This window comes from Mycobacterium sp. (assembly GCF_035603715.1).
In the GTDB taxonomy this organism is placed as follows: domain Bacteria; phylum Actinomycetota; class Actinomycetes; order Mycobacteriales; family Mycobacteriaceae; genus Mycobacterium.
In genome coordinates this window covers 1-11,189 of the sequence record NZ_DATNJW010000231.1, presented here as the reverse complement: position 1 = coordinate 11,189, position 11,189 = coordinate 1, and the positions used below count along the sequence as shown (strand labels likewise).

Annotated in this window: 9 protein-coding genes; 3 read left to right on the top strand and 6 right to left on the bottom strand. The window is 63.1% G+C overall.

The features are described 5' to 3' along the window. Positions 1 to 190 precede the first annotated feature (190 nt). Positions 191 to 1,894, top strand: a complete 1,704-nt coding sequence (locus tag VN856_RS09785; protein ID WP_414686915.1) for a sulfatase-like hydrolase/transferase — start codon at positions 191 to 193, stop codon at positions 1,892 to 1,894. Here the strand turns inward: VN856_RS09785 and VN856_RS09780 are convergent, their stop codons facing one another. The 4 genes from VN856_RS09780 to VN856_RS09765 all read right to left on the bottom strand — a co-directional run bounded on the left by VN856_RS09780 (position 1,895) and on the right by VN856_RS09765 (position 8,477). Continuing rightward, positions 1,895 to 2,449, bottom strand: coding sequence for a phospholipase D-like domain-containing protein (locus VN856_RS09780; protein WP_325688406.1), 555 nt, complete (start codon positions 2,447 to 2,449; stop codon positions 1,895 to 1,897). 13 nt (positions 2,450 to 2,462) lie between these two features. Beyond that, positions 2,463 to 3,563, bottom strand: a complete 1,101-nt coding sequence (locus VN856_RS09775) for a DUF2235 domain-containing protein (RefSeq protein WP_325688404.1) — start codon at positions 3,561 to 3,563, stop codon at positions 2,463 to 2,465. Between the two features lie 109 nt (positions 3,564 to 3,672). Further along, positions 3,673 to 6,162 (bottom strand): hypothetical protein, encoded by a 2,490-nt coding sequence (locus VN856_RS09770; RefSeq protein WP_325688402.1) that lies wholly within the window; start codon positions 6,160 to 6,162, stop codon positions 3,673 to 3,675. Between the two features lie 755 nt (positions 6,163 to 6,917). After that, positions 6,918 to 8,477, bottom strand: a complete 1,560-nt coding sequence (locus tag VN856_RS09765; protein ID WP_325688400.1) for a DUF4070 domain-containing protein — start codon at positions 8,475 to 8,477, stop codon at positions 6,918 to 6,920. A gap of 198 nt (positions 8,478 to 8,675) precedes the next feature. Between VN856_RS09765 and VN856_RS09760 the strand changes: the two genes are divergently transcribed. Continuing rightward, the gene (locus VN856_RS09760) at positions 8,676 to 9,563 is read left to right on the top strand and encodes an SCO6745 family protein (RefSeq protein ID WP_325688398.1); all 888 of its coding nucleotides are present in this window, start codon (positions 8,676 to 8,678) and stop codon (positions 9,561 to 9,563) included. A 19-nt stretch (positions 9,564 to 9,582) separates the two neighbouring features. Here the strand turns inward: VN856_RS09760 and VN856_RS09755 are convergent, their stop codons facing one another. Then, a complete protein-coding gene (locus VN856_RS09755; protein WP_325688396.1) occupies positions 9,583 to 9,936 on the bottom strand; it encodes a VOC family protein in 354 nt (117 codons plus the stop codon). 59 nt (positions 9,937 to 9,995) lie between these two features. On the opposite strand from VN856_RS09755, the gene VN856_RS09750 reads away from it, so the two are divergent. Further along, on the top strand, positions 9,996 to 10,619 hold the full coding sequence (locus tag VN856_RS09750) for a DUF998 domain-containing protein (RefSeq protein ID WP_325688394.1): 624 nt from the start codon (positions 9,996 to 9,998) through the stop codon (positions 10,617 to 10,619). On the opposite strand, the gene VN856_RS09745 is transcribed toward VN856_RS09750, so the two are convergent. Beyond that, on the bottom strand, positions 10,597 to 10,965 hold the full coding sequence (locus tag VN856_RS09745) for an STAS/SEC14 domain-containing protein (RefSeq protein ID WP_325688392.1): 369 nt from the start codon (positions 10,963 to 10,965) through the stop codon (positions 10,597 to 10,599). The genes VN856_RS09750 and VN856_RS09745 overlap by 23 nt on opposite strands. Positions 10,966 to 11,189: the final 224 nt, after the last annotated feature.

Below are 11,189 nucleotides of genomic sequence, written 5' to 3'. Positions count from 1 at the left end.
CTCTTCAGGCTTTAGGCGATGGCACAGTTGTCACACTGACCAGCACGGTCGACATTGGATCCAGCCTGCTACACAAGCTCGCCGAGCGGGCAGTGTGCCGCGTTCAGACCAAGCAGTCCGACATCATGCTCGCCGGTCTTGCCAACCGATTGGAGAACTCGTGACGAGTCAGCCCGACGTCATCATCCTGATGACCGATGAGGAACGCGCGATCCCGCCGTATGAGTCACCCGAGGTGCTCGCCTGGCGGGAGCGGACCCTGCAGGGCCGCAAGTGGTTCGACGAGCACGGCGTCAGCTTTACCCGGCACTACACCGGCTCGCTGGCCTGCGCGCCCAGTCGCCCAACGATTTTCACCGGACACTACCCCGATCTGCATGGCGTCACGCAGACCGACGGCCTCGGCAAGATGCCCGACGATTCGCGCATGCGCTGGCTGCGCCCCGGCGAAGTGCCCACCATGGGCAACTGGTTTCGCGCCGCGGGCTACGACACCCACTACGACGGTAAATGGCACATCTCGCACGCCGACATCCACGACGCCGACGGGAGCGTGCTGGCGACCAACGACGCCAGCGGTAGCGTCGACCACGCCGCGGTAAAGCGCTATCTCGACGCCGATCCTCTTGGCCCGTTTGGCTTTTCGGGGTGGGTCGGACCGGAGCCGCATGGCGCGCTGCCGGGTAACGCGGGCATCCGCCGCGACCCGTTGGTCGCCGACCGCGTCGTCACCTGGCTGATCGACCGTTACACCCGCCGTCGCGCCGGCGATGCGGCCGCGCTGCGTCCGTTCTTGTTGGTCGCCAGCTTCGTCAACCCGCACGACATCGTGCTGTTTCCGGGTTGGGTGCGCCGCAGCCCGATCAAGGCCTCGCCGCTGGATCCGCCGCACGTGCCCCCGGCGCCCACCGCCGACGAGGATTTGGCCAGCAAGCCCGCCGCGCAGATCGCGTTCCGGGAGGCCTACGCCTCCGGCTACGGTCCGCCGCCGGTGATCGACCAGGCCTATCGCGGCAACGCGCAGCGCTACCGCGACCTGTACTACCGACTGCACGCCGAGGTCGACGGGCCGATCGACCGGGTGCGTCGCGCGGTCACCGAGGGCGGCTCGGACCATGCGGTGCTGGTGCGCACCTCCGATCACGGCGACCTGCTCGGAGCGCACGGCGGGCTACACCAGAAGTGGTTCAACCTGTACGACGAGGCCACCCGGGTGCCGTTCGTGATCGCGCGGATCGGTGACGGTGCCACATCCTCGCGGGAGGTGACGGCCCCGACGTCGCATGTCGACCTGCTGCCGACACTGCTGGCTGCCGCGGGTGTCGACGTCGATGTGGCGGCCGACAGCCTGGCCGAGTCGTTCTCCGAAGTGCATCCGCTGCCGGGCCAGAACCTGATGCCGGTCGTGGACGGCGGTCCGGCCGACGACGAGCGTCCGATCTACATCATGACCCGCGACAACATGCTCGAGGGCGACAGCGGCGCGTCGGCGGTAGCCCGCCGGTTGCGGCGGACGTCGAATCCGCAAGGGCCGCTGCGTATCCGAGTGCCTGCCCACGTCGGGTCGAACTTCGAGGGCTTGGTGATCCGCGTCGGCGATCACCTGTGGAAGCTGGTGCGTACGTTCGACGATCCCGCTACCTGGACCGAGCCCGGGTTCCGCCATCTGGCGGCGAACGGGCTTGGCGGCGAGGCGTATCGGATGAGCCCGCTTGACGACCAGTGGGAGCTCTACGACCTCACCGCCGATCCGATCGAGGCGGACAACCGGTGGACCGATCCGGATCTGCACGAGCTTCGCCAGCATCTGCGAACGCAACTCAAGCAGGCGCGGGCGGAAGCTGTCCCCGAGCGAAATCAGCCCTGGCCGTACGCCTCTCGCCGGGAGCGCTAGCTACTTGGCTTTGATGAGTTTGGCGGCCATCTGCTTGAGCATGTTGTCGTGGATGATGTCGATGCGGGAGCGGGCTTCCGCACAGACGTAGGGGTCGCGGATCACGGTAAGTTGGTTGTCCTGCTTGGTTTCTCCGCCGGTCGACCAGTTGGTCGATCCGGTGATGACGTCGACGCCGTCGATGATGACCATCTTCAGGTGCATGATCGCCGACTTCTCGCTGTGGCCGATCGCGATGCTGTTGCCGGTCTTCTGATTGAGCCAGGGATCGAGCAGCGGCTGCTCGGCCTTGCCTTTCGCCTGCGTCGAGTCGAGACTCATCTGCACGTAGATCTCGTCGTTCTCCAGCGCCGACCGCAGGACCTCATTCAGCTCGGGATCGTCGTAGCCGTACATCGCCACCACGATGCTTTTCTCGGCGGAGGTCAACAGATCCTTGAGCGCCTCGTGCACCTTGTCCACGGGACTGTAAAAGCTTCGGGTGGCGTCGGGATAGCCGGGCGGAAACGGCGCGGCCTTGTACTTGTCCAGCTCGGTCAGCGAATCCAATGCCATGGCGATTTCTCCTCTACAACGCGGGGTTGGTCCAGTCGGTCGGGTCGGCGCTCTGTTGTATTTGTTCGGCGGTCAAATTCGGTAGGTAGCCCGGGTTGTCGCGACGGCGAATCAAGACGCTGGGATGTACCAGCGCGTCGGGTCCCATCGGTCGCTTTCGACGACCGACCAGGTACCAGAGCTTCCCGTTGTTGTGGATCGGCGCGTCGGCGAAATCGTCGGCCACCGTGCAGTCCTGCTGATAAGCCTCCTTATTGATGGCTAATTCACCGACGACGCCGTCGGTGACCCACTTCAGCGCGATCGTGGCGAGCCGGTGGTCGGGGAACGTACCGCCGACATCGGCGTGCACGCCGGCGAACCAGCGCTCCTGCAGCCCGAGTGGGTGGCGTTCGACGAGGTATTCCCGGTAGGGACTGCGTTGTTCGTCGATCGAGACAGCATGCCGGATGCGTGCGACGTTGCACAGCGACCTGGTGTAGGGCCAGCGCAGAGCTCCCAGCCGGAGGAAGCCGGCCGCCTTCACGGTGTCCCACAGGCCGAGGTAGGCCACCGGCACCGCATAGTGCCACACCTGATTCGGACTGTTCTGCCGAATGGTGGCAAACAGCGGCTCGTTCTCGGTGCGCCAGCAGAACGCGCGGGCGAACTCGGCCCAGTTATCGAACTCGCTCTGGGTGAAATCCCGGTTGAGAGCATACTTTTCGACCGCATAGGGCAGCAGGTTCTCCGATCCGGGCCGCATCAACCCCGGCCGCAGCAACATGCCGGCCAACGCGCGCGCGGTGTAGGCGCCGCGACTGAAGCCGAAGATGTAGATCGCATCGCCGGGTCGCCAGTGCTGCATCACATACCGGTAGGCCTGTGCCACATTGTCTTTGAGGCCCACACCGAACGCCTGCTCGTACAGCAGGCGCAGCTTGCCAATCAGTGAAGATTGCGCGGGCGCCAGGGTTCCTACGCCAGGGTCGTAGTAGGCGAGCTGGCTGGCCGGGTCGTTCTTGTCCAGCATCTCGAAGAGCTTGGCGACGTTGGTGAGATTGCCGGCACCGATCTGGTTCGCGGTGCCGTCAAAACAGAGGACGATCCGCTTGGCCTGCGGCGCCTCGGTCACTCGCAGAATTTTACGTGGCTGCGCGCGCGCCGTCGGCTTCTTCGACTCGGTTTCTATAAAGTGTTCACCGGCCTGTGCTGCTCGGCCATCTGGCGATCATGTGGCCGCTTCAAATCACTCCGCTGCGTTCGAGAGCCTTGGCGCACTCCACGGCATGCTTTCCCATGATCGTTCCCAGCGAGGTGTAGGCCGCGAACTGAGCCTCGCTGAACCACTGATCGGAAGTCGGGTCGTGAGGGAACACATCACTCTGCGCGGCATAGGTCAGCAGCCACTCTGGACAACCTTCCCACAGAGCGGCTTTCGCGAAGATCAGCACACCGCGCGGATTCTGCGGCTCGGTCAAGCCTGCCGCCAACGGGTAGTTGATTTTGCCGAAAGTCACCGTTCCTTTTGTGATTCGATCATTCAAGCGAGCTAAGGCGTGCCCCTCGGGGTACGGGCTGCCGGAGCCAGGAGCGATGTTGTTCACCGAGTAGGGCCCCTGCGCGTTGAGTTCTATCGTTACGCCCAATTCGTATTCCGCCAGCCGCATCGCATCCGACAATGTGCTGAGTAGCGGAGGGGCATCGCCGCCGGCGTCGATGCAGAAGATAAGGCGACAGCGCCGGCGCAGTGCCTCGACCAGTCCAAGGTTCTCGTAGTGGCCGCCGTCGGTCAACTGCACAAGCCGCGCATCGTCGTAGTTCAAGCCGAAGAGTTCACGGTAGAAGTACCCCGCGCCCCGGATGGTGGGCAATGACGTTGGCCACGGGCGGTTTTCGTCTTCTGGGTCGACGCGCTCACCTTTTTGCGCGCTCACCAGGTTGCCCACAAGTTTGGGATTTGGCAGCCACGTTCCGAGTCGAGCACCCGAGACGGCCAGCAGTTTCTGGTAGCCCTTGTCCATCCGTCCCATTGCCGACGCAAACGCTGCGCCGCTCACCGCGACAGATGCCTCAACGGTGAGATCTCGCTTAATTCGAGGCGGCGCCACGTCGAACAGCGGCCCGGTCTTGAGCCATCCGAGATCGGGGCCACCGACGTGGTCCGCGCTGAGAACATAAGACACCGCGTCGAGACCGGGTGCCGGTGTCGCTTCTCCCGACAACGTGGCCGCGGTTGCGAAGATGAATTTCGGGCCCTTATCCGGAGCTTGCCCGTAGTCCGGCAGCCCCGTCCATTCGGTCGCCGGATAGCGCGCGGCCTGCCAACCGCAAGACGGGGCCTCGACACGACGTACAGCGAAGGTGCGTGCCAGCCGCTGCCGATAAAACGGGTGCAGGCTAAGCGATGTGACGTCTGCAAAGCCAAGGAACAACACGGCCAGACTGAGCAGCACCAACTCCGTGAGCCACCCGAAACCGGGCAAGACCGGGACAGCGCCCTGGCAGGTATAAGGTGCGGCGCGTTGAAAGATATCGACGGCAAAGCTTCCGAGCACGGCAAGCCACGCCACCGCCAGGAGCGCAAAGGTCGCCAGTACCAGTATCAACTGCAGAACAGCTGGCGGTAGCAGCCGTTTCCACCAGGACGCCGTCGCGGCATCTTTGAGAGGCAGCGCGTCGCGCTTCTTCATCAGCATCGTGAGAATCGCTGTTACGTAGTTCAGGCCGACGACGCCGGACAGAATCTTGCCCGCGCTGGCGGGGTTTGGACTGACCATCGAGCAAAGCCACATGAGTGCCGGCAAGCCAGCGACGGCCACCAGCACGAGCACCGCAAATACCGCGGTTCCTCGTGCGACCTTGATGAGCCACAGCCGCGCGTATTCACTGCCGGGATTCGCCGAGAGCCACTCCACGCCGATGGCAAGCATCGTGGATATAACGGTGAGAATCGCGAAAGACCCAACAGCCCACCACGAAGCGTGATGGTCTGCGAGCGCTGGCAGTGCGCCCGGGCACTTCGCGTCGCGGTTGATCTGGTTAGCGACGTCGGCTGTCACCGGCACCAACGTCGCGAACGAAAAATAGGGAACCGCGAGTAGATACCCGAACGCCCAGCCCAGGATTGCCGGAACAGCGAACAGCATGCCCAATGAAGCGATCAAATTCTTGAGCACCACCGCCAAAGCATTGACCAGTTCCGCTGCCGAATCAGCGATATAGCTTGAGCCCCTACGGAAGTGGTCGAACTCGGCCGATCCGTGCTCAAATCGCTCTGACAAAAGCGGCCGCTTAGGCGCTTTGTCTGCAGGTCCGCTGCCGCCCGGGGGTTGGGTAGCGAGCAGCCGCGCTCCAGCGGTAAAGCCGCCGCCCGATACCGAAATAATGTAGTCGACCGTGTCGATCAGCCGAGGCGGGGCTGCGGGGCTAGGCGGATCTGGTTGCTTGGGGTTGATGGGTTTTGCCTCGGAGAAAATTTGCGTCGCTCCCATCGCGACGCACGCCGACCGTACTCCCCCGCCCGACAAGCAAATGGCTTGTGCCGGCTTACCTTTCCGCTCCTTGACGACATCAAAGGCGCCGGGGACGTTATAGGCCTCGAGCCAACTCGATTCGTTCGCGGCTACCTGCTCAGAGATCGAATCCGGGATTATCGGCAGCTCCGGCGGGGCCCAGACGTCGTTCCACCAGGAAGCGTAGTTGAGGCTGCCCTTGCCGGCCTTCTCGCGCATGTCACCGCGAATCCGCGGCAACAGATATCTCCGGAACAGCGCGGTGGCTCCGCGTAAGCTAAGACCCGCGACGGCCACTATCGCACTGACCGCCAGCAACATTGCACACCATTTGATGACCGCCGCCGCGGAAACCACGGTCGAGAACGTGGCGGACCAGGGTGTGCCCGGCTTGGCAGCCAGTAGCTGTTGGAGAAAGTAATTCCTTACCAAATCTGCCGCGGCCATGATGATTACGGCCGCAAACGCGTAACGCGCCATCCTGCGGCCAAACGTGGAGACCGCCCAGCATCGGTGGATCCACGCAACTCCGCTCAACACCAGAAAGTAACCGAGGACGAACAAGCTCTCCAGCCGTAGCGAAGCGAGCTGCTGCTTCTTGAATCCGGGCAGCCAGTCCGTCGGGTTGCCGTACTTGTATTGCTCGAGCTCCGGAATGTGTGCTCGGTAGTAGCACAACGTCGCAATCGCCAACCCGATGCCGATCAGACAAATGGACAGGGCCGTTTTGGCCCAGCGAGCGCCATATCCCTTTACGCGGAAAAGAGTTGGGCTCATCGGGTGCAGCCTTTCTGGCAACCTGGTCTTTCATGCGGATGTTAAGGGCGGCCGTCGCTAACCGATTTGAAATCGACCGATTTCCCGCAGAATGCCGATTTTGAGTTCCTGACCGCACATGGCGCGTATGTGATATCACCCGGGCTCTGATATCACATACGATTCAAATCGCGGACACACCTCGCACTGTTGAAGCGCTAGAACGTATTTACCGGCCGGTGCTGCTCGGCCATCTGACGCGACATTGTGTAGTGGTGGTAGTGCATCGCGCACTTGATCACGCAGATGAACAGCAGGCTTGGGTCGGGCCGTCGACGGGCCATGGTGGCCATTCGGCGGCGATAGATCCGGCGCAATTTCGGGTCGGGAATGTTCTTCATCAGCCGAAGGAACAGCCCAGTCGCCAGCACAGCATCGACCGACTGCGACTTCAGCTTCCGCCACGGGTGTTTGCGCCAGTAGGCATTGCGCGCGCGAGCCCAATCGAACTTCCTTGTGAGGAAGAGATTTTCGAGCCGCTCGAAGTAGAAGTCGGGATCGTACAGTTCCTGCATCAGGTCGACGTACCCGTCACGCAACTCTTCGCGGGTCATGCCGAGCGGAATGACATTGGTGCCGAACGGCTGTTCGTCGTCGAGATCGAGCCGACCTTCGTTCTTCAAGCGAGCGTGCAACGGCGTCTTGGGAATCGCCGAGAGCATGCCCACCATGGCGTGCATGATGTCGGTCTGGCGGAGGAACTCGTGCTGGGCCTTGAAGATCCGGGTGTCGTCGTGGTCGAAGCCGACGATCATGCCGCACCAGACTTCGATCCCGGAGTCCTGCACTTTGCGGACCCGGTCGACGATCGACCCGGTTTTCTTGACGTTTTGATACTTCTTCGTCTCGCGCAGGGATTCTTCGTTGGGGCTCTCGATGCCGATGAAGACGGTCACGATGTTGGCCGCATCCATCAACTGGATCAGCTCTTCGTCTTCGGCGAGGTTGAGCGACGCCTCGGTGAAGAACGTGAACGGGTATCCCTCGGCGGTCTGCCACGCGATGAGGTCGCGCAGCAGCTCCTTCACCGCGGCCTTGTTGCCGATCAGGTTGTCGTCGACGATGAAGGCCATTTTCAGGTGCTGCTTGCGCATCGCTTCCAACTCGGCGATCACCTGCGCGCTCGTCTTCAGCCTCGGCCGACGACCGAACGTGACGATGATGTCGCAGAACTCGCACTGGAACGGGCAGCCCCGGCTGAACTGGACACTGCCGAACAAATAATCCTTGGTCTTCAGCAGGTCGTAGCGCGGCACCGGCACCTGAGTCATGTCGGTCGTCTCGGACTGCTGGTAGCGATACTGATGCCGGCCCTCGGCCCATTCCTCGAGGAACTGCGGCCAGGTCGTTTCCGCCTCGCCGATGAAGATCGCATCCGCCAGGCCGTCGAAATAGTCTTCCTGCACGCTGACCCACGGACCACCGACGATCGTGAAGACATCGCGGGTTTTCAGCTCGCGGAGAATCTCGAGCATGCGAGCACGCTGGACGGTCATGCCGGTAAGCCCCACGATGTCGGCCCGCGACAAACGGTCATAGTCGATCGGCTCGACATTCTCATCGACGATGGTCACGGAATGGCCGGCGGGCGTCAGCGCCGCGAGCAGCGGCAGACAGGCGGTCGGAAGGTTGCACTTCTTGCCGAGCAGCGGAAGTGCGTGTTCAAGGCCCCAGTACGAGACCTGGAACTGCGGATTGATCAGGACGATATCGGCCATGGCCGCACACTTTGAACGCAGAATCGTGGGGCGCGCATGGTGGGGCTCCCTTCCGGTCCCCCCATGGACAGCTCGCGGTGCAACACGTGTTCAATTACATTTTTACACGTACGCCGTGCCCCTAAACGTTCAAGATCGGAATTTTTGTGCGCTGACCAGAGGGTTGGCCACGGCTGAGGTGGGTGGTTGACTTCGACCATGCATAGGGAACCAAAGCTTGCACGACGTTTGTTGGACCGCTTCGAGCCCGTCCACGGTGTGACCTACTTCGCGCCGGAGGTACGCGAGGCGTTGGACGGGCTGGGTTACAAGGGCTATTGGATGGGCTATTTTGCCGCGCGCTCGGCGCCGCTGGGCCAGGTGCCGACCGAGGTGGTGACGGCGATCTTCTACAACTTCGCCCCCACGCGGGTCGCCAAAGCGTTGCCGGCGGCGTGGCAGATCGCCGGTCCCGACGAGGCGTTGCGGGTCCGACAGGACACCGCGGTCGCGGTGTTGCGCCGCTACGGTCTCGAGAAAGACGAAAACGTCTCCACCGCAGCGGAATTGCTGAGCAGGGCCGCGAAAAGTGCGCCGCTGTACGGACATCCGCTGTTCGCCGCGAACAGCGCGCTGCCCTGGCCAGACGACCCGCTCAGCACGCTGTGGCATGCCGCCACGCTGCTGCGCGAGCACCGCGGCGACACGCACACCGCGGTGCTGAACGCCGCCGGCATCACCGGCCGCGAAAGCAACGTGCTGCATTCGGCGTGGGGGGCCATCCCGCGCGATTACATTGCCCGCACCCGCGATTACGACGACGAGGAGTGGCAACTGTGCGAGCAACAGCTGGCGGCGCGGGGCCTCCTGGACGACGAGGGATCGCTGACCACGGCCGGCAAGGAGCTGAAGGAGCACGTCGAAACCACCACCGACGCGCTGTCGCTGTTGGCGTTCGACGTGCTGAGCGACGACGAGGTGGAGACGCTGTTTCAATCGCTCACGCCGATCACCCAGACCGTGGTCGCGGCCGGCGACGTCCCCGCAATGACGCCGATGGCGCTGCGCCGCAACGAATTAGACGACAGCAGCGCGCATTTGGGCTAGGCGTTGCGTCCGACGCCGTTCATCGAGACAGCGGCTTGTAGAAGACGATCCCGTTGCCCTTGTTGTCGTAGACCACCGCGCGGCGTTCGTGGGCATCGTCGTAGGGGCCCTTCACTATGCCGCCGCCACTGTCCTCGACATCCTTGGCCGCCGCGTCGACGTCGTCGGTCTTGATGCCGACCACGACCTGCCCGGGAATGGGATGGTCGACCGCGGTCGCCAATGCGAGGGTGACCGGGCCGCCGTCGAGGGCGGCGAAGTGGGCGCCGTCGCGGAACTTCAGCGACATGCCCAGAGTCTGGCTGTAGAACCGGATCGACTCGTCCAGGTCGTCGGTCGACAAGATGACCATCTTGACTTGCTGTTCGCTCACTGGTTCCTCCTGCGGCTTGGCGTCATCGCAACCGTAAGTCGGCTAGCGTCGATGGGGCAATGACAACCTCGAATCGGCAGCGCGTGGGTGCGGCCGTTGCGTGGCTGTCGGCAGGGCTCGCATATCTGACCCTGGAAGCTGTTGCGGCAGCGTATTTTCGGCCTCGCTACAGCTACGCCCGCAACTTCATCAGCGATCTCGGGATACCGTCGTCAGGTTCGCCGCTGGCGTGGCTGATGAACATCGCGTTCTGTCTGCAGGGCACACTGTTTCTCGTCGGCGCCATCCTGACCGTCCGGGCCGTTAAGGCGCGCAGAGCGGGGCTGTTTGTCACCCTTGCGGCCGCGAATGCGGTCGGCAATCTGCTGATCGCGGCCTTCCACAGCGGGCCCGCGTCGCACGCGAACGGAACCGCAGGGTTGCACGTCATCGGCGCGGTGTTGGCGATCGTCGGCGGGAACGCGGCCATCCTTGCCGGATCGAGGATCGTCAGCGGTTGGCATCGCAGGGTATCGGTCGCGCTAGGGGCGTTCGGCCTGCTCAGCTTCGTGCCGTTCATCGTCGAGCTGCCGGCACCCAGCGCTCTGCCGCTTGGGGTGTTGGAGCGATGCAGCGTCTATTCGATTACCGCGTGGCAACTGTTCATGGCGGCCTGGCTGCTTAGCCGGCGGCCCACTCTTTAGCGTTGTCGAGCTCGTCGAGTTTGAACGTCTTGAGTTCGCCGGGAATCATCCACGCCAACGCATGCACGGTGTGTTCGACCCACGCCTTGTCGGACACGATCGCGATGCGCTTGAACGCCGCATGATGTGGCCAGACCGTGCTGAAGCCCATCTTCAGATCCTCGACCAACCCACCGGGCCCGAAGCCTTCGTAGTCGGGCCCGATCACCTCGACGATCCTGATCTCGTCGGTTTTCAGCATGTCCTCGATGGTGGGCTTGACCTCACGCAGCTCGTCGCCACCCAACCGCCCCGACACGCGAACGCCGGTCACTCCCTTGGGCATATCCGCCAGTAGTTCGATCATGAGATCCACTATCCGCAATTCGGGTTCGGCCGGCCACCAATGGTCAAGACTGGACCTATGACAGATGCCGACGCGGACCGTGTCGCGGTGTACCTCGACTTCGACAACATCGTGATCTCCCGCTACGACCAGGTCAACGGCCGCAGCTCGTTTCAGAAGGACAAGGCCAAGGGCCTCGACAAGCACGCCGATCGGCTGGAACGAGCCACCGTGGACGTCGGCGC